Annotated in this window: 18 protein-coding genes and 1 pseudogene; 7 read left to right on the top strand and 12 right to left on the bottom strand. The window is 71.9% G+C overall.

Features of this window, described 5'->3' with window-relative positions; translation table 11 throughout:
- Nucleotides 1-44: 44 nt before the first annotated feature.
- Nucleotides 45-563 carry a GNAT family N-acetyltransferase gene (locus AXF14_RS07545; RefSeq protein ID WP_067942154.1) on the bottom strand — a complete coding sequence of 173 codons (519 nt, stop codon included), beginning with the start codon at nucleotides 561-563 and terminating at the stop codon, nucleotides 45-47.
- 44 nt (nucleotides 564-607) lie between these two features.
- On the bottom strand, nucleotides 608-1,027 hold the full coding sequence (locus AXF14_RS07540) for a YbaK/EbsC family protein (protein WP_211260068.1): 420 nt from the start codon (nucleotides 1,025-1,027) through the stop codon (nucleotides 608-610).
- Between AXF14_RS07540 and AXF14_RS14900 the strand changes: the two are divergent.
- Together AXF14_RS14900 and AXF14_RS14895 are read left to right on the top strand one after the other, a co-directional pair.
- A pseudogene (locus tag AXF14_RS14900) lies at nucleotides 1,019-1,798 on the top strand (DUF554 domain-containing protein); the annotation flags it as partial. The gene AXF14_RS07540 and the pseudogene AXF14_RS14900 overlap by 9 nt on opposite strands.
- A complete protein-coding gene (locus AXF14_RS14895; RefSeq protein ID WP_417862773.1) occupies nucleotides 1,723-1,956 on the top strand; it encodes a DUF554 family protein in 234 nt (77 codons plus the stop codon). The pseudogene AXF14_RS14900 and the gene AXF14_RS14895, both read left to right, overlap by 76 nt.
- A 110-nt stretch (nucleotides 1,957-2,066) precedes the next feature.
- Here the strand turns inward: AXF14_RS14895 and AXF14_RS07535 are convergent, their stop codons facing one another.
- The 3 genes from AXF14_RS07535 to guaA all read right to left on the bottom strand — a co-directional run bounded on the left by AXF14_RS07535 (nucleotide 2,067) and on the right by guaA (nucleotide 6,015).
- A complete protein-coding gene (locus AXF14_RS07535) occupies nucleotides 2,067-2,984 on the bottom strand; it encodes an aldo/keto reductase (RefSeq protein ID WP_236755349.1) in 918 nt (305 codons plus the stop codon).
- A gap of 166 nt (nucleotides 2,985-3,150) precedes the next feature.
- The gene (locus tag AXF14_RS07530) at nucleotides 3,151-4,335 is read right to left on the bottom strand and encodes a DUF2974 domain-containing protein (RefSeq protein ID WP_067942153.1); all 1,185 of its coding nucleotides are present in this window, start codon (nucleotides 4,333-4,335) and stop codon (nucleotides 3,151-3,153) included.
- A gap of 123 nt (nucleotides 4,336-4,458) precedes the next feature.
- The gene (guaA, locus tag AXF14_RS07525; protein ID WP_067944186.1) at nucleotides 4,459-6,015 is read right to left on the bottom strand and encodes a glutamine-hydrolyzing GMP synthase; all 1,557 of its coding nucleotides are present in this window, start codon (nucleotides 6,013-6,015) and stop codon (nucleotides 4,459-4,461) included.
- Nucleotides 6,016-6,104: 89 nt separating this feature from the next.
- Here guaA and AXF14_RS07520 point away from each other — a divergent pair, with 89 nt between their 5' ends.
- The 3 genes from AXF14_RS07520 (at nucleotide 6,105) to AXF14_RS07510 (ending at nucleotide 10,582) form a co-directional block, all read left to right on the top strand.
- Nucleotides 6,105-7,166 carry a LacI family DNA-binding transcriptional regulator gene (locus AXF14_RS07520; RefSeq protein ID WP_067942152.1) on the top strand — a complete coding sequence of 354 codons (1,062 nt, stop codon included), beginning with the start codon at nucleotides 6,105-6,107 and terminating at the stop codon, nucleotides 7,164-7,166.
- 138 nt (nucleotides 7,167-7,304) lie between these two features.
- Nucleotides 7,305-9,359, top strand: coding sequence for a phosphate acetyltransferase (gene pta, locus AXF14_RS07515; protein ID WP_067942151.1), 2,055 nt, complete (start codon nucleotides 7,305-7,307; stop codon nucleotides 9,357-9,359).
- 38 nt (nucleotides 9,360-9,397) lie between these two features.
- The gene (locus AXF14_RS07510) at nucleotides 9,398-10,582 is read left to right on the top strand and encodes an acetate/propionate family kinase (RefSeq protein WP_067942150.1); all 1,185 of its coding nucleotides are present in this window, start codon (nucleotides 9,398-9,400) and stop codon (nucleotides 10,580-10,582) included.
- A gap of 234 nt (nucleotides 10,583-10,816) precedes the next feature.
- On the opposite strand, the gene AXF14_RS07505 is transcribed toward AXF14_RS07510, so the two are convergent.
- Both AXF14_RS07505 and AXF14_RS07500 read right to left on the bottom strand, forming a co-directional pair.
- Entirely contained in the window at nucleotides 10,817-11,440 is a 624-nt protein-coding gene (locus tag AXF14_RS07505; protein WP_067942144.1) for an RNase H family protein, read from the bottom strand.
- Nucleotides 11,441-11,479: 39 nt separating this feature from the next.
- The gene (locus AXF14_RS07500; protein ID WP_067942142.1) at nucleotides 11,480-11,710 is read right to left on the bottom strand and encodes a zinc-binding dehydrogenase; all 231 of its coding nucleotides are present in this window, start codon (nucleotides 11,708-11,710) and stop codon (nucleotides 11,480-11,482) included.
- Nucleotides 11,711-11,918: 208 nt separating this feature from the next.
- Here AXF14_RS07500 and AXF14_RS07495 point away from each other — a divergent pair, with 208 nt between their 5' ends.
- The gene (locus tag AXF14_RS07495) at nucleotides 11,919-12,338 is read left to right on the top strand and encodes a winged helix-turn-helix transcriptional regulator (protein ID WP_067942140.1); all 420 of its coding nucleotides are present in this window, start codon (nucleotides 11,919-11,921) and stop codon (nucleotides 12,336-12,338) included.
- Between the two features lie 25 nt (nucleotides 12,339-12,363).
- Entirely contained in the window at nucleotides 12,364-13,233 is an 870-nt protein-coding gene (locus tag AXF14_RS07490; RefSeq protein WP_084355441.1) for a GRP family sugar transporter, read from the top strand.
- A gap of 20 nt (nucleotides 13,234-13,253) precedes the next feature.
- Here AXF14_RS07490 and AXF14_RS07485 read toward each other — a convergent pair whose 3' ends face one another.
- From AXF14_RS07485 to AXF14_RS07465, 5 genes are all read right to left on the bottom strand, one after another.
- The gene (locus AXF14_RS07485; protein ID WP_067942138.1) at nucleotides 13,254-13,712 is read right to left on the bottom strand and encodes a DUF2087 domain-containing protein; all 459 of its coding nucleotides are present in this window, start codon (nucleotides 13,710-13,712) and stop codon (nucleotides 13,254-13,256) included.
- A 225-nt stretch (nucleotides 13,713-13,937) separates the two neighbouring features.
- Nucleotides 13,938-14,588 (bottom strand): MarC family protein, encoded by a 651-nt coding sequence (locus tag AXF14_RS07480; protein ID WP_067942136.1) that lies wholly within the window; start codon nucleotides 14,586-14,588, stop codon nucleotides 13,938-13,940.
- Between the two features lie 208 nt (nucleotides 14,589-14,796).
- Complete coding sequence (locus tag AXF14_RS07475) at nucleotides 14,797-15,063, bottom strand: HPr family phosphocarrier protein (RefSeq protein ID WP_067942131.1); 267 nt, start codon at nucleotides 15,061-15,063, stop codon at nucleotides 14,797-14,799.
- A 197-nt stretch (nucleotides 15,064-15,260) separates the two neighbouring features.
- Entirely contained in the window at nucleotides 15,261-16,631 is a 1,371-nt protein-coding gene (locus tag AXF14_RS07470) for an ABC transporter substrate-binding protein (RefSeq protein WP_067942130.1), read from the bottom strand.
- A gap of 9 nt (nucleotides 16,632-16,640) precedes the next feature.
- On the bottom strand, nucleotides 16,641-17,603 hold the full coding sequence (locus tag AXF14_RS07465; protein ID WP_067942129.1) for a carbohydrate ABC transporter permease: 963 nt from the start codon (nucleotides 17,601-17,603) through the stop codon (nucleotides 16,641-16,643).
- Nucleotides 17,604-17,610 lie beyond the last annotated feature (7 nt).

The raw sequence follows: 17,610 nt of genomic DNA, 5'->3' as shown, positions 1-17,610 counted from the left end.
AGGCGCTCCCCGGGCCTCGCCCGGGCGCTGGGCACGGGACCGCCTCAGAAGGTGAGGCGCATCTGGTACCAGATGGCGCCGCCGTGGTCGGAGGCGGAGACGCCCTCGGAGACGAAGCCGAAGGAGGCGTACCAGCCCAGGAGGTGCTCCTTGCACGTGAGCACGGCGCCGGCGCGGCCGCGGGAGCGCCAGTCGGCCAGGGCGCGTCGCAGGGTGGCGCTCGCCAGCCCCTCGTGCTGGTGGGCGGGGTCGGTGAGGACGCCGAGGAGCATGAGCCAGTCGCCGTCAGGGTCTGCCAGCCCGACGTCCTCGAACATCTCGCCCGTCAGGTCACGGGCGGAGGCGGGCATGCCGCCCACGAGGGCGAGCAGCTGCCCGTCCTCCTCGAGGATCCAGAAGCAGTCGGGGAAGGCGGCGACGCGCGCGGCGATCGAGTCGCGGGAGGCGGCCTCGGCGGGCGGGAAGCAGGCGGACTCGAGGGCCGCGAGCGCGTCGACGTCCGCCTCGGTCGCGTGGCGGATCCTGCGCTCGGGCGTCGGGGCGGCGGGGCGGCTCGTACTCATGCCCCGGATCGTGCCACCGCGCCCCGGCCCGCCGTTGGGCGGGTTCAGAACGGGACGACCTCGACCGCGGCGCCGTCGGCGCGCAGGAGGTCGACGAGGTCGGCGGCGCGCAGGTAGACGGTGGCGGTGTTGTCGTTGGGGTGGACGCCGAGGAGGCCGTCCTCGGGGCCCTTCACGAGGTGCTCGTCGAGGTAGAGACGAACGCGGTGCGCGGCGTCGTTGAGGAGGCCGAGCGGGGTGACGGCGCCCGGGTAGAGGCCGAGGAGTCGCTCGAGGTCCGCGGGCGAGGCCAGGGAGAGGCGGCACAGGCCGTGTGCCTTGCGGAAGGCCCGAGGTCGACGCGCTTGTCGCCCTGGACGGTGAGGAGGTGGTAGCCGCGCTTCTTGTCGTCTCGGACGAGGAGGTTCTTGGCGTCGGCGCCCGGGTGGGGCGGGTCGAGGGCCTCGACGTCCTCGATGGTCCACACGGCCGGGTGCTCGACGACCTCGTGGTCGACGACCTCGGCGGCGAGGCGCTCGATGGTCGTCTCCTTGCCGAGGTTGCTCATCGCCTGCTGCTCGTCCTGCTCGCTCACGGCTCCCCCTGGGCGTCGGTTCCGGATCGCGGCCGGGCGGGCGCGGGCGCCGCCCGGTCCGGCTATCCTCCCACGCGTGCCGGGTCTGGGAACAGTCATCAACGTCGTCGCCATCGTCGTGGGCGGGACCGCCGGCTCCCTGCTCGGCGCCCGCTTCCCGCGCCGGCTGCAGGAGACCCTCACCGTCGCCTGCGGGGTCTCCGTGCTCTTCATCGGGATGGCCGGCGCCCTGGCGGGGATGCTGTCGGTGGCCGGGAGCACCGACGGCGCGGCCGGTTCGCTCACCTCGGGCCGCACCCTGCTCGTCGTCATCAGCCTCGTCCTCGGCGCCCTGGTCGGCGAGCTCGCTGGCCTGCACGGCCTCATCACCCGCTTCGGGGGCTGGCTGCAGCGCCGCACGGGCAACAGCGGTGACGCGGGCTTCACCGACGCCTTCGTCACCGCCTCGGTCACCGTGTGCGTCGGCGCCATGAACGTCGTCGGCGCGATCGCGGACGGCCTCACCGGCGACCACTCGGTGCTGCTCGTCAAGGCGGTCCTCGACCTCGTCATCGTCCTGGCGATGAGCGCCTCGATGGGGCGCGGCTGCGCCTTCGCGGCCATCCCGGTCGGCCTCTTCCAGGGCTTCTTCACGGCGACGGCGACGCTCATCAAGCCGCTCATGACGCCGGCGGCACAGGGAACCTCTCGCTGGTCGGCTCGATCCTCATCTTCTGCGTCGGCCTCAACCTGCTGCGGCCGGGAACGGTGCGCGTCGCGAACCTGCTCCCGGCGATCCTCATCGCCCCCGCCCTCGCCTTCACGCCCTGGGGGCTGTGAGGGCACGACGCCGTCGGCTCGGTGGCCCGCCCCCGCTCGCGACGACGCGCCGCTGGCCCCGAGGGGGACGGCGGCGCGCTGCGGTGGCGCGCCCAGAGGGTCTCAGCGTCTCACTTGCGTTGGGCGACGGAGCCGGCGAGCGGCTTCTCACCGGGGCGGGCGAGCGGGCCGACGAGCTCGTGCGGCTTGTAGGCCTCCTCGAGGAGCTCGATGTCCTCGGCGCTCAGCTCGAGGTCGAGGGCGCGCACGGCGTCGTCGACGCGGCTCGGGCGGGAGCAGCCGACGATCGGGGCGGCCACGCCCTTGGCCCAGTGCCAGGCGAGGGCGACGTCGGCCATGGGGGCGCCGTGGCGCTCGGCGACCTGCGCGACGCGCTCGATGACGGGCATGTCGAGCTCTCGGCCGGCGTCGTACTTGGCGCGCATCGTGCCGTCCGTGGTCGAGCGCGTGGAGTCCGAGTCCCAGGTGGGGCGGGTGAGGTGGCCGGAGGCGAGCGGGCTGTACAGGGTGAGGCTCATGCCGTACTGCTCGGCGATGGGGATGAGCTCGCGCTCGTCCTCGCGGTAGAGCAGGTTGTAGTGGTTCTGCATGCTGGCGAAGCGGGTCCAGCCGTTGGCGTCGGCGACGACCTGCATGTCGTGGAGCTGGTAGCCGTACATGACGGAGGCGCCGAGCGCGCGGACCTTCCCCGCCTTGACGAGGCCGTCGAGGGCCTCCATCGTCTCCTCGATCGGGGTGCCGTAGTCGAAGCGGTGGATGATGTAGAGGTTGAGGTAGTCGGTGCCGAGGCGCTTCAGCGTGCCCTCGATCTCCCGGTTGATGGCCTCCTCGGACAGGTGCCCCTCGTTGAAGAAGACCTTGGAGGCGAGGACGACGTCCTCGCGCTCGACCCCGAGGTTCCGCAGGGACTCGCCGATGAACTCCTCGGAGGTGCCGTGGGCGTAGGTGTTGGCGGTGTCGATGAAGTTGACGCCGAGCTCGAGGGGCGGGCGATGACGGCCTGGGTGCCCTCCTGGTCGATGACCCACTGGTGGAAGTCCGGGAAGACCCTCCCGAAGCTCATGCCGCCGATGCACAGGCGGGGGATCCGGATACCGGTCTGTCCGAGAGTCGTGTACTCCATGGATCAAGCGTGCCCCGGCGCCGACAACGGCGCCAGGCACTGACGGGGCGGGTCAGGACTCGCGGACCCCGTCAGTCCCGGTGCGCGCCTGGAGCGCCCTCCAAGGCCTCGGTGGTGCGCGAGCCACGACGCAGGTCCCGCTGGAGGCGCTCCGGGAGGAGCGGCCCCGTCGAGGTGCGCAGGGCGTGGAGCGTCTCGCGGATGAGGGCGCGCGTCTCGGGGTCGAGGTCGGAGTAGGCGCGGGCGGCGCTGCGCACCCCGTGGACCCAGTCGGCGCGCAGCTCGTCGACGGTGAGCGCCTCGGTGGAGCCGATGACGGCGTAGAGGGCGTCGATGAAGCGCTCGCGCTCCTCGGTGCTGCGACCGGCGAGCCACGTGGAGACCGTCCGGTCGATGGTGAGGGCGTCGGGGGCGAGGTGGTCGAGGTAGACAAGGTCCTCGCCGTCGACCTCCCAGGTGAAGGGGTCGTGCTGCCACAGCATCGGGCGGCGCGAGCGCACCACGCGGTAGCCCTCCTGCTGCTCGAGGAGCATGCCGATGACGGAGGACTGCGGGACCGTCTTGCAGACCTTGGGGGCGACCTCGACGAAGGCGCTCGTCGCGAGGACCTCCGGCAGGAAGCCGGGACCGTCGTGGGAGTAGGCCCGCACGACGCGCTCGCGAACCTCGGGGGCGACGGTGGCGGCGGCGTAGACGGCGAGGTTGCCGCCCTTGGAGTGGCCCCCGGTGATGATCCCGCCGTCGAGGTCCCCCGCGACGGCGGCGAGGTAGTCGGCGGCCTCCACCTGGGAGGGGACGGGGCACTCGAAGGAGGTGTTGAAGTCCTCCTTCCAGCCGACCAGGGAGGAGTCCGTGCCCCGGAAGGCGACGTAGGCGGCGCCGTAGGGCAGCAGGAAGGTCATCGCGGAGAACTGCATCTCGACGTCGGCGTCGGTACGGCTCGTGTACCGGGTGAGCCGGACGTCGCGGAAGCGCGGGCTCGCGGTCATGGCGGTGAGGAGGGCGAGGCCCTGCTCGGGCTGGAGCACACCCCGCACGTAGTCCTCGAAGTACTCGGCGCGGTGGAGCTCGGCGATCCTCACGCCCTCGGGGCCGCGCGCGGCGGCGAGCTCCTCCGGCAGGCGCAGGTAGCCCGCCCAGGACAGGATGAGGCTGTCGACGGCGCCCAGCGGCCGCTCGGTGAAGGTGTCGAGGTGCGTGCGCGCGTAGTCGATGATCCCGCCGTGGCGGGTGGGCTTGTAGCGCTCCAGGTCCATGCGGCGATCCTCGCACCCCGGTGGCGACGGCGGTGGCTCCCGGGGCGGTCGGCCGCTCCCAATGAGGACGGCGGGTCGTCCCTGACAAGGGAACGGCCCGCCGTCGTCGTGAGCGGCTCGCGCTCACTCCCACTCGATGGTGCCCGGCGGCTTGCTCGTGCAGTCGAGCACGACGCGGTTGACCTCAGGGACGGAGTTCGTGATCCGCGTGGAGATGCGGGCCAGGACGTCGTAGGGCAGGCGCGTCCAGTCGGCCGTCATCGCGTCCTCGCTGGAGACGGGGCGCAGCACGATCGGGTGGCCGTAGGTGCGTCCGTCGCCCTGGACGCCCACGCTGCGCACGTCGGCCAGGAGCACCACCGGGCACTGCCAGATCTCCTCGTCGAGGCCGGCGGCGGTGAGCTCCTCGCGGGCGATGAGGTCCGCGGCGCGCAGGATCTCGAGGTTCTCGCGGGTGACCTCGCCGATGACGCGGATGCCGAGGCCCGGGCCCGGGAAGGGCTGGCGGGCGACGATCTTCTCCGGGACGCCGAGCTCGCGGCCGATGGCGCGGACCTCGTCCTTGAACAGGGTGCGCAGCGGCTCGATGAGGGCGAAGTCGAGGTCCTCGGGCAGGCCGCCGACGTTGTGGTGGCTCTTGATGTTGGCCGCGCCCTCGCCGCCGCCGGACTCGACGACGTCGGGGTAGAGGGTGCCCTGGACGAGGAACTTGATCTCCCCGCCCTCGGCTCCGACCATCTCGATGACCCGGCGCTGGGCGGCCTCGAAGGAGCGGATGAACTCGCGGCCGATGATCTTGCGCTTGGCCTCGGGCTCGGTGACGCCCGCGAGCGCGGTGAGGAAGCGCTCGGACTCGTCGACGGTGATGACGCGGATGCCCATCCCCTCGGCGTAGTCCTTCTCGACCTGCTCGCGCTCGCCGGCGCGCAGGAGGCCGTGGTCGACGAAGATGCAGGTGAGCTGGTCGCCGACGGCGCGGTGGACGAGGGCCGCAGCGACGGAGGAGTCGACGCCGCCGGACAGGCCGCAGATGACGTGGGCGTCGCCGACCTGCTCGCGGATCGCGGCGACCTGCTCCTCGATGATGTTGCCGGAGGTCCAGGTGGCCGGGATGCCGGCGCCGTCGTGGAGGAAGTTCTCCAGCGCCTTCTGCCCGAACTCGGAGTGCATGACCTCGGGGTGCCACTGGAGGCCGAAGAGGCGGCGCGATCGGTCCTCGAAGGCGGCGACGGGGGTCTCCGCGGTGGACGCGGTGACCGTGAAGCCGGTCGGGGCGGCCTGGACGGCGTCGCCGTGGCTCATCCACACGGTCTGCTCGAGCGGGGTGCCGGCGAAGAGGCAGGAGCCGTCCTGAACGGTGGCGTCGGTGTGGCCGTACTCGCGAGTGCCGGTGCGGCCGACCTTCCCGCCGAGGGCCTGGGCCATGGTCTGGAAGCCGTAGCAGATGCCGAGGACGGGGACGCCAGCGTCGAAGACGGCGGGGTCGAGGCTCGGGGCGCCGTCGGCGTAGACGGAGGAGGGGCCGCCGGAGAGGATGATGGCGGCGGGCTGCTTGGCGAGCATGCCCGCGGCCGACATCGTGGAGGGCACGATCTCCGAGTAGACGGAGGCCTCGCGCACCCGGCGGGCGATGAGCTGGGCGTACTGGGCGCCGAAGTCGACGACGAGGACGGGACCCACGGGGGTGAGCTCGTCCACGACCGTCCGGTCGGCGCTGTCAGGGGTGGTCGTCACGGGGCCAGGATAGCGGGGCGCCGTAGGCTGCTCGCGTGCCCGCCGTCCGACGCCTCCCACCGCCCCCGCGCGAGGGCCGTCCCGTGCGGATGGTCGACGTCGCCCGCCGCGCCGGCGTCTCGCGGGCACTCGTCTCACTCGTCCTGTCCGGCAAGCCCGGCGCCTCCCCGGCGAACCGCGCGAAGGTGCTCGCCGCAGCGGCCGAGCTCGGCTACTCCCCCGACTCCAACGCGGCGCGTCTGCGCTCGGGCGGGGGAAGGCTCGTCGGGGTCGTCTTCGACGGTCACGACGCCTTCACCGCCCGCGTCCTCGACGCCGCCCACGAGGCCGTCGCGGCCCGGGGCGAGGACCTCGTCCTCACGATGGCCTCGACCTCCGTGCCGCTGTCGCGGGCGCTCGGGACGCTGCGGGCCCAGCGGGTGCGCGGCGCCCTCGTCATCTCCTCGGCGCCGGTGGACGAGTCCGCGGCGGCGCTGCTCGCGGCCGGCCCGGCCGTCTTCGTGGGCGCCTACCCGCCCGTGAGCCTCGACGGCGCCGTCGGCTCGGTCCACACCGACGACGACGCCGGTGTGCGCGAGGTGGTCCGTCACCTCGTCGACCTGGGGCACAGCAGCCTCCTCGTCACCCGGGTGGCCGGGCGCCGCAGCGGGGACGTGCGCGCGGACGCCGCCCTGGAGGAGGCGCGGGCTCTCGGCGTCGAGACCCACGAGGTCCCGGCCGCCGCCTACGACGAGTCCGCCGGGGTACTGGTCGGCCGGGAGATGCTGCGCCTGTCCGACGCGGGCGGGTCCCGCCCGAGGCCGACGGCGCTCGTCGCCGCCAACGACGCCCTCGCGCTCGGATCGATCCAGGCGCTGCGCGCCGGGGGCGTGCGCGTCCCCGAGGACGTCTCGGTGACGGGCTTCGACGACGCCGGTTCGGGCCCCTCCCCCGCGGTCGCAGCGCTCGGTCTCACCACGGTCCGCCAGGACGCGGAGGCGCTCGTCGCGTCGGCCCTCGACTTGCTCGACGCCCCCGGCCCGGCGGGGGCCCGTTCGGAGCGGGTCCTGCGCCCCGAGCTCGTCGTCCGCTCGACGACGGCGGCGCCGTCGTCCTGAGCGGGACGTGGGCGGCGCCACCCCTTCCGGCCCGCTGGACGGTCGCACGGGGTGGGGCCTTGGGGGCACAATTCTTCTGGGTGACTCCGGCGAAGGGGTCCCCACCTCGACGTCGAGACCCAGAAGGACGAAGAAACCGTGGCGCGAAGCATCTACATCGCCTCCCCCAGTGCCGGATCCGGCAAGTCGACCGTGGCCCTCGGGCTGGTCGCCTCGCTGACCAAGGTCGTCGCGAAGGTGGGCGTCTTCCGCCCCTTCGTCGAGTCCCGTGGCGACGACGCCTTCCTGAGCCTCCTCCTCGCCCGCTCGGGCTCCTCGGCCGAGGCCGCCTCCTGCGTCGGCGTCACCTGGGACGAGTACTACGAGGCCCCCGAGGACTCCCTGTCCACCATCGTCGACGCCTACCGCGCGATCGCCCGCGAGCACGACGTCGTCGTCATCGACGGCTCCGACCACGACGGCGCCGCCGGCACGCCCGAGCTCGCCCTCAACGGACAGGTCGCCGCCAACATCGGCGCCCCGGTCCTCCTCGTCGTCAACGGCCAGGAGGGCGCCGACGGCGTCCGCGCCTCCGTCGAGGCCTCCATCGCCGACCTCGCCGACCACCACGCCCGCACCGTCGCCGTCATCGCCAACAAGTGCGAGCCCGAGGACCGCGAGACCGTCGCCGCCAACCTCGCCGGCATCGAGGGCGTCGCCGTCTCCACGCTGCCCGAGGTCCCGCTGCTCGGCGCCGCCACCGTCCGCGAGCACATGGCCGCCCTGGGCGGCTCCTTCATCGCCGGCGACGAGGCCCTCCTCGACCGCGAGGCCGAGTCCCTCCTCGTCGCGGCCATGGACGTCTCCCACGTCCTCGAGCGCCTCAAGGACGGTCAGCTCGTCATCGTCCCCGCCGACCGCTCCGCCGCCCTCATCTCCATCGCGGCCGCCAACGCCTCCGCCGGCTTCCCGAACCTCGCGGGCCTCGTCCTCAACGGCGGCTTCGAGCCGGCCCCCTACGCCCTCGACCTCGTCAAGGGTCTCGAGCAGCCTCTGCCGGTCATGACCTCCCCGCTGGGAACCTTCTCCGCGGCCTCCACGAGCGCCTCCATCGAGGGCGGCCTGGCCCGCGGCTCGCAGCGCAAGCTCGACATCGCCGTCACCACCTTCGAGCAGGAGACCGACCTGGACTCCCTCCTCGAGGCCATCGAGGTCGAGCCGAGCGAGGTCGTCACCCCGATCATGTTCCAGGCCGAGCTCGTCGAGCGCGCCCGCGGCAACGTCCGCACCATCGTCCTGCCCGAGCCCGACGACGACCGGATCCTCCACGCGGCCGACGCCATCCTGCGCCGCGGCATCGCCGAGCTCGTCCTCCTGGGCGACGAGGCCACGGTGCGCGCCCGCGCCGCCGAGCTGGGCCTCGACATCGCCGGCGCTCGCGTCGTCGCCACCGACGACCCCGAGCTCCTCGAGAAGTACGCCGCCGAGTTCGCCCGCCTGCGCGCGAAGAAGGGCGTCACCCTCGAGCAGGCCCGCGAGAAGGTCCAGGACGTGTCCTACTTCGGCACGATGATGGTCCACATGGGCGACGCCGACGGCATGGTCTCGGGCGCGGCCCACACGACCGCCCACACGATCGTCCCGTCCTTCCAGATCATCAAGACGAAGCCGGGCACCTCCATCGTGTCCTCGGTCTTCCTCATGCTGCTGGAGGACCGCGTCCTCGTCTACGGCGACTGCGCCGTCAACCCCGAGCCGACCGCCGAGGAGCTCGCCGACATCGCCATCTCCTCCGCGGAGACCGCCAAGCAGTTCGGCGTCGAGCCCCGCGTCGCGATGCTGTCCTTCTCCACCGGTACCTCCGGCAAGGGCGCGGACGTCGACAAGGTCCGCGAGGCCACCGAGCTCGTCAAGGCCAAGGCCCCCGAGCTCGCCGTCGAGGGCCCGATCCAGTACGACGCCGCGATCGACCCGACCGTCGCCGCGAAGAAGGCCCCGGGCTCCGCCGTCGCCGGCAAGGCCAACGTCTTCATCTTCCCGGACCTGTCCGCCGGCAACATCGGCTACAAGGCAGTGCAGCGCTCCTCCGGCGCGGTCGCCATCGGCCCGGTCCTCCAGGGACTCAACAAGCCCGTCAACGACCTGTCCCGCGGGGCCCTGGTCGAGGACATCATCAACACCGTCGCCATCACCGCGGTCCAGGCGCAGGCCTGATCCCCCGCACGGAGCAAGACCCTCACGAAAGGCCATTCATGACCACGCGCACCGTCCTCATCATCAACGCGGGCTCGTCCTCCATCAAGTACGCCCTGGTGGACCCGGACTCCGGTGAGAACCTGGCCAACGGCATCGTCGAGCGCATCGGCGACGTCACCGGCTCCATCACCCACAAGCACGCCGGTGAGAAGACCGCCATCGAGGAGCCCGTCCCGGACCACGGCTTCGGCATGGCCGAGGTCCTGCGCCTCTTCGAGGAGAAGGGCCCCTCCCTCAAGGAGGCCAACGTCGTCGCCGTCGGCCACCGCGTCGTCCAGGGCGGCAAGTACTTCAACGGCCCCGCCCTCATCGACGACGAGGTCGTCGCCAAGATCGAGGAGCTCGTGCCCCTCGGCCCGCTCCACAACCCGGCCCACCTCAAGGGCATCGAGGTCGCCCGCGACCTGCTCCCCGACGTCCCGCACGTCGCCGTCTTCGACACCGCCTTCTTCCAGGAGCTCCCGGAGGAGGCCGCCCGCTACGGCCTCAACCGCGAGGTCGCGGACAAGTACTCGATCCGCCGCTACGGCGCCCACGGAACGAGCCACCAGTTCGTCTCCAAGCAGGTCTCCGAGCTCCTCGGCCGCGACGACCTCAAGCAGATCGTCCTGCACCTGGGCAACGGGGCCTCCGTCTCCGCCGTCGTCAACGGCAAGGCCGTCGAGACCTCCATGGGCCTCACCCCGCTCGAGGGCCTCGTCATGGGCGGCCGCACCGGCGACATCGACCCGGCCGCGGTGTTCCACCTCGCCCGCGTGGGCGGCATGTCCATCGACGAGATCGACCACCTCTTCAACCGCGAGTCGGGCATGAAGGGCCTCACCGGCCAGTCCGACATGCGCGAGGTGTGGAAGCTCTACGACGCCGGCGACCAGGACACCATCGAGGCCGTCGACATCTACACCCACCGCCTCCTCAAGTACGTCGGCGCCTACACCGCCGTCATGGGCGGCCTCGACGCCCTCACCTTCACCGCGGGCATCGGAGAGAACGACGACCTCGTGCGTCAGCACCTCCTCGACCGCCTCGGCTACCTCGGCGTGCGTTACGACGCCGAGAAGAACGCCGGCCGCGTCTCCGCGCCGCGCGTCATCTCGACGCCCGACTCGACCGTGACCGTCACGGTCTACCCGACCAACGAGGAGCTGGAGATCGCCCGCCAGGCGCTCACCCTCATCTGATCGGGCGCTGCGCTCCGCGCGGCAACGGACAGCACGGCGGCGCCGTCACCCTCCCGGGTGGCGGCGCCGCCGTCCGTTCTCCCGCGAGATCGGGACATCCTGACTCTGAGATCGGGACATCGTGTCCTCGCGGCTGAGCAGTGCACCCAGGTCACTGCTGCTGAAGCGCGCACGCGGGGCGTCTGTGGAGAACGGACCGATCTCGAGGTCAGGATGTCCCGATCTCGGCGAAGGTCAGAAGAGCGTGCCGGGGGCCTGCTGCTCGGAGTGCTCGGCCTCCTGCTGGGCGCGCAGGGCGGCGCGGCGGGCCGCCGTCGAGCCGGGGACGACGTCGCCCTCCGGACCGGGGGCCGCAGCCGACTCCGCAACGGTCCGCTGCTCCGGTGCGGCCCCGCCGCGCGTCCAGCCGGGCCCGGCCGGAACGGCGGTGCGCCGCTGGAAGGCGGTGGCAGCGGCGCGCGCGAGGTCGTCGGCGCGCTCGTTGGCGGGGTGACCGGCGTGGCCCTTGACCCACTCGAAGCGCACCGTGCGGCCGACGAGTGCCTCGTCGATCGCCTTCATGAGGTCGTCGTTGAGGACGGGCTTGCCGTCGGCCTTGCGCCAGCCGCGGCGCTTCCAGCCCTTCATCCACTTGGTGACCGAGTTGATGACGTACTGGGAGTCGGCCTGGATCAGGAGGTCCTCGCCGGTGTGCGCGGTGGCTCGCAGGAGCTCGAGGAGGGCGGTGAGCTCGCCACGGTTGTTCGTGGACTCGGGCCAGCCGCCGGCGGCCCAGCAGGACTCGTCCACGTACCAGGCCCAGCCGGCGGGGCCGGGGTTGCCGAGGGCGGAGCCGTCCGCCGCAGCGATGATCGTCATGGGCGGCACCCTACCGGGCGGTTCCGACGCCCCGGCCACTCAGTTCCGGTCGGTGACCGCGGCAGGGGCCGTGGAGACGAGCACCTTGCCCTTCGTGCCGCCGGCGAGGAGCTGGTCGAGGGCCTCGACGGCCTGCTCAAAGGGCAGGACGCGGTCGATGACGGGGTGGATCGCGCCCGAGGCCACGAGCGCGGAGACCTCGCGGAGTCCCTCGCCGTCGGGCGCGATGAAGAGGAAGCAGTAGGTGATGCCGCGGCGCAGGACCTCCACGGAGCGCAGGGTGATGTCATCTCCCTGGGTGTTGAGGACGAGGTCGACGGGGGCGCCTGGTACTTCTCGAGGACGACGGCCTTCACGGCGGGCTCCTTGCTGAAGGCTCTGCCTGGATCAGGTAGTTGCGTTGTGCAACCGGATGGTGCGAGGGCATGCCCATCCGGTTGCACTTCGCAACCACTCGTCGTTCCCTGAGAGGCGGATCATGATCGAGAGCCCCCGGTCCTCCTGCCCGGTCAACCGCGCCGTCGAGGTGCTCGGGGACCGGTGGAGCCTTCTCATCCTGCACGACGTCGCCATGCACGACCGCCGCACCTTCCGCCAGCTCCTCACCGGCAGCGAGGAGGGCATCTCCGCCCCGCTCCTGTCACGCCGGCTCACCGACCTCACCATCGCCGGGCTCCTCACCAAGGCGGAGGCCCCGCGCGGCAAGCAGGGGCGCTACTCGCTCACGGAGCTCGGCATCAGCGCGGTCCCGCTCCTCGTCGCCCTCGGCGAGCTGGGCGCACGGATCGACCCGACGACGGCGCCCCACGCACCGCACGTCCACGCGGCCGGCGCGACCCTCGAGGACCAGATGGACGCACTCCGCGAGCGGCACCTCACCACCCCGGCCGCGTCCTGACGCCGCGGGGGCCTAGGCTCCCGGCGTGACCCTCGCGATCGCCTTCCTCCCCTCCCTGCTCTTCGGCGTCATGGCGCTCACCATCGGCGCCTTCCCCGCCGACGCGCGCCGCCAGAACGTCGCCGTCATGGCCGGGGCCGGGATCGTCAGCCTCGCCGTCACCCCGTTCCTCGGCGGGGACTGGTCGCTCAAGGCGACGCTCCTCGGGATCCTGTCCGGCCTCATGTGGTCCACGGGCCAGGTCCTCGTCCTGCGGGGCTTCCACTCCTGGGGCGTGAGCCGCACGATGCCGCTCACCACCGCCCTCCAGCTCGCCCTCAACGCGGCCATCGGCGTCGCGCTGCTCGGCGAGTGGCGCGCACCCGGGGCGCTCCCCCTCGGTCTCCTGGCGCTGGCGCTCATCATGGCGGGGGCGCTGGGCTGCTCATGGCAGGAGCACGACGGACCGGGGCCGTCCTCCGCCGCCCGGCGCGCGGGCCTCATCGCGACGGTCCTGTCCGCCCTCGTCTACGGCTCGTACGCCGGGATGCTGCGCCTCGCCGACGTCTCCAGCGCCGATGCCCTCGGCCCGATGGGCATCGGTCTCCTCCTCGGCTCCCTCGCTTGTGTGAGGGTCATCCCCTCGCACGAGCCCGTCGTAGGGCCGCGCTTCTGGCCCTCGGCCGTCGCGGGCGGGATCTGGGCCGTGGGCAACGCGATCCTGCTGCACTCGACGACGACCGTCGGCGTCGCCACCGGATTCAGCCTGTCCCAGCTCGGCTTCGTCATCTCGGCCACCGGGGGCGTGCTCCTACTCGGTGAGCAGCGCTCCCGCCGGGAGGGCCGGGCGACGGCGGCCGGGGTCGTGGCCGCCGTCATCGGCGTCGTCCTCCTGGGACTGGCGGCCGCCCGCTGACGGCGGTCGGACCGCTTCCGTCAGGACTCGGAGTGCCTGCGGGCGAGGCGCTCGGCGAGGTCGGTCGGGACCTCGGCGGCCATGTTGCCGGTCATCTCCTTTGGCTCCTCCGCGACCCGGTAGACGCCGTGGTCGCGGGCGAGGAAGCCGTAGTCGACCATCTCGCGGCGCAGGTAGGCGACGTCGTCGTGGACGGGGCGCAGGAGGGCGTTGACCTCGGTCTCGGGGTACTCGCGTCCGGGCTCGAAGAGGTCGAGGAGCTCAAGGAGGACGACGACGCGCGCCCGCCGCTTGACGGGTACGGAGACGAGGCGCCCGTCGCGCAGGAAGGAGCGCAGGGTGCGGGCCCGGAAGGTCTCCTCGGCGCGCAGCGCGGCCTCGTGCTCGGCGAGGAGGGCGGCGCGGGCCTGCGTGTAGCGCTCGCCGGTCTCGGTCATACGCGCGCGGACGAGCTTCTTGAAGTCGGCGTCGGCGGTCATGGCGTTCCCTTCGGGCGGCTGCTCCCGGTCGCACCCGCCCCTGGGTCGGCCGGCTCGAGCCGGGGCCCCGGCGACGCGGGGCGGTGAGGGACGGTGGTGCCGGAGGATGCGCTCCCCTTCGCGGGTGGCGGGACGGGACCGGGCCGTCCCCCGCTCGGCGTCAGCTCGCCGTGGCCCGCACTGTAGCAGGGGCTCCGGCTCGGGGCCCGACCTGGACCGACTGGGTCAGTGCGCCAGTCCCGGCAGCAGCGTGGTCAGGCCCGCTCCGAGCATGCCGACGGCGATCGCGGCGAGGACCATGCCCATGAGGCGCGTCATGATGGTGCGCAGCGTCATGGACATGTGGTGACCGATGGCGCCGGCGAAGGGCAGGACGATCCCGAGGCACGCAAGGACGAGGGCGAGCGCGATCCCGACGGCGAGGAGCCCGCCCGCGCCGGAGTCCCCGCCCTCGGCGACGAGGACGATGATGGTCGTCATCGTGCCGGGTCCGACGAGGATCGGGAAGGTCATGGGGTAGAAGGCGACGTCGCTGCGCTCGGCGTGCGCCTGGGCGTGCGCCTTCTCCGAGTCGGTGCCCTCGTGGGCCGTCGAGCCGGTGCCGTTGAGCATCCCGAGCCCGATCATGAGCAGGACGAGCCCGCCCGCGACGCGGAAGTCGGCGACGCTGATCCCGAAGAACGAGAGCAGCGCGCTGCCGGCGACGGCGACGACGGCGCAGGTGACCGTCGCCATGAGCACCGTCCGCCAGGCGGTGCGGCGCTGCCTCGCCGCGTCCTGACCGGCCGTGAGGCTGAGGAAGATCGGCAGGTTGACGAAGGGGTTCATGATCGCGAAGAGCGCGCCGAGCGCCTTGACGAGGAGGGCGGTGTCCACACCCGGATCCTCCCACGGGCAGCGTGCCGAGCCGCCGTCTCTCGGCCACCGGGACGCCGCGGGAGCACCAGCCCGGCGTCGGCCGCTCCCACCGCCGCCTCCCGCCTCCCACCGCGCGCACGACGACGGGGCGCGCTGCGCCGGATGTCCAGCGCTGCGCGCCCCGTCGGGTTGCTGAGTGCCGGTCCGTCAGGACCGGTCAGGCGTCTCAGGCGTCGAGGTCGGTCTCGAGGAGGGCCTTGAGCTCGTCGAGGGCGCCCTCGGCGCCGTCGGCGTCCGAGGACAGGGTGACGACGTCGCCGAAGCCGGCGCCGAGCGTCATGACGCCGAGGATGGAGGAGGCGTCGACGGGGGCGCCGCCCTCCTTGGCGATGGTGACCGGAACGCCCTTCTCGGCGACGGCCTTGACGAAGGTGGCGGCGGGACGGGCGTGAAGACCGACCTTGGAGGCGATGGTGGCGTTGACCTGTGCCATGTGAGGCTCCTTGAGTTGCTGGAGGAGGGGACCGCTCGCGGGTCGGGCGGCTCGGTGAGCCGGTGCGGCGGGTTCCCAGCCGGTGGCTGGTAGACGCCACTCACACTACCCGACATCGCGTCCCGGGGGCACCGCGATGGGGAGACGGAGGGCCGTATCGGCCGACCGTCCCCCGCGCGCGGCGCCCCGGGGAGCAGTCAGTCGTGCGTCGAGGTGTCGAACAGCAGGTTGACCTGGTCGTTGTACTCGGTGAGCGTCGACGCCGGGACCCGGTTGGCCCAGACGTCCTCGATCGCCGGCGTCATGATGGCCTTGACGTCCGCACCGAAGTACGTGAGCGGGAAGAAGAAGGTCGTGCCGTCCTCGACGTGCTTGGTGAAGGGCTCCGTGGGGAGCCCGGTCTTCTCGAAGACCGTCTTGGCCTTCTCCGTCGACGCCGTGATCGCGGGGAAGACGATGCCGTAGGAGGCGACGATGTCCTGGGCCTCCTGAGTGCCGAGGAAGGACACCCACTGGGCGGCCTCCTTGGCGTTCGGGGAGGCCTTGACCACCGAGTCGCCGAGCCCGTTGAACAGGGACTGGCTCGTCCCGTTCGGCCCGACCGGCGTCGGCGCGATGCCGACGTCGAGGTCGAGGTTGGCGAAGGTGTTGAACATCCAGGCGCCGTGGACGGCCATGGCGATCGACTTGGAGCCGAGCTGGATGTCCGTGCTCGTGGCGTCGGAGAAGGCGCCGTTGGGGTTGAGGAAGCCCTTGTCGACGAGCCCGAAGTACCAGTCGAGGGTCTGCTGGAAGGCCTTGTCGTCGTAGCGGTAGTGGGTGCCCCAGGTCTTCTTGTCCGTGTAGTACCAGTCCCCCGCGGAGGCCGTGAAGGGGCTCCACTGGGTCTGGCCGTCGGCGGAGCCGGAGTCCTGGATGCCCAGGCCGTACACCTTGACGTGGTTCGGGTCGAAGCCCTCCTCGTCGCCGCGGTTGCCGTTGCGGTCGACGGTGAGGCGGGCGAGGACCTTCTCGAAGGTGCCGCCGTCGTCGGGGTTCCACTCCATCGAGGTGATGTCCTCGTCGGTGAGGCCGGCCTCCTTGACCATCTCCTTGTTGTAGAAGATGGCCTCGGTGTCCCAGTCCTTGGGGCAGCCGTACTGGTGGCCGTCCTCGCCCTTCCACAGGTCGATGAGTCCGTCCTGGAAGGCGGACTCGTCGACGCCGGACCAGGCCTCCTGCTCGTCCAGTGGCAGGAGGACGTCGAGGTCGGTGAACTGGGCGAACTTCTGGATGTGGTCCGTGAAGCAGTCCGGGGCGGTGCCGGCGATGAAGCCGGCGGTGAGCTTGGTCCAGTAGTCGTCCCAGCCGATCTGGCTGATCTTGACGGTGATGCCGGTCTTCTCTCTGAAGCGGTCCGCGCACTCCTGGTACGCGGGCTGCTGGAGGGAGTCCCACAGCCAGTAGGTGATGACCTTGCCCGAGGTGCCCTTCGAGGCGGAGCCGCAGGCGGACAGGGTGAGGGCGGCGGCCGAGGCGGCGAGCGCGGTGAGGGCGCCGCGGCGGGTGAGCATGGTGTCGCTGAGCATGGGCCTTCCTCACTTGATCCCGGTGAAGCCGATGGAGTTGACGACGCGCTTCGCGGCCGCCATGAAGAGCAGGAGCATGGGCAGGGCGGCGACGAGGGTGGCGGCCATGAGGCCGGACCAGTCGGTGCCCGAGGTCGGCGCCTGCGACTTGAAGACGGCGACGGCGACCGTGAGCACCCGCGAGGAGTCCGAGTAGGAGACCAGCAGGGGCCAGAAGTAGTCGTTCCAGGCCGTGATGTAGGTGAGGATGGCGAGCGTCGCGAGCGGTGCCTGGGCCATCGGGAGGATGAGCCTCCAGAAGACGCGGATCTTGCTGGCGCCGTCGAGGAGGGCGGCCTCCTCGAGCTCGCGCGGGATGTTCATGAAGAACTGCTTGAGGAAGAACACCGCGAAGGGCGTCATGAACATCGTCGGGAGGGCGACGCCCAGGAGGGTGTCGACCATGTGGAGCTGCTTGATGAGGACGAAGTTCGGCAGCAGCGTGAAGATCGACGGCACCATGAGGGCGGCGAGGAAGATCATGAAGACCGCGTCGCGGCCGCGCCAGCGCAGCCGCGCGAAGGAGTAGGCGGCCATCGCGGAGAAGAGGACCTGGAAGACGGTCACATGGGTCGCCACGACGATCGAGTTGCGCAGGTAGACCCAGAAGTTGAGGGCGGCCCCGGAGCCGCCGTCCTTGATGGCGTCCGCGGTGGACTGCATGCCGAAGACCCGCTCGAAGCCGCGCAGGTTCGTGTCCACGGGGAGGATCGAGGTGGGGTGGGCGGCGATCCCGGCGTTCGAGGACAGCGCGGTGCGCAGGACCCAGTAGAACGGCAGGATCGTGATGAGCATGACGAGGATCATGAAGATCCAGGCGATGACGCGGCCGGCGGAGAGGCGTTGGCCGGCGGTGCGGGTCGCGGCGGGGGCGCCGTCGGGGCTGACGGCGTCGGAGGTCATGGTGAGGTCGGTGGCGCTTGCGGTGCTCATGGTCTCT

The sequence above is a fragment of the Actinomyces radicidentis genome (assembly GCF_001553565.1).
GTDB lineage: Bacteria > Actinomycetota > Actinomycetes > Actinomycetales > Actinomycetaceae > Actinomyces > Actinomyces radicidentis.
This window is presented reverse-complemented; position numbering and strand designations above follow the sequence as displayed.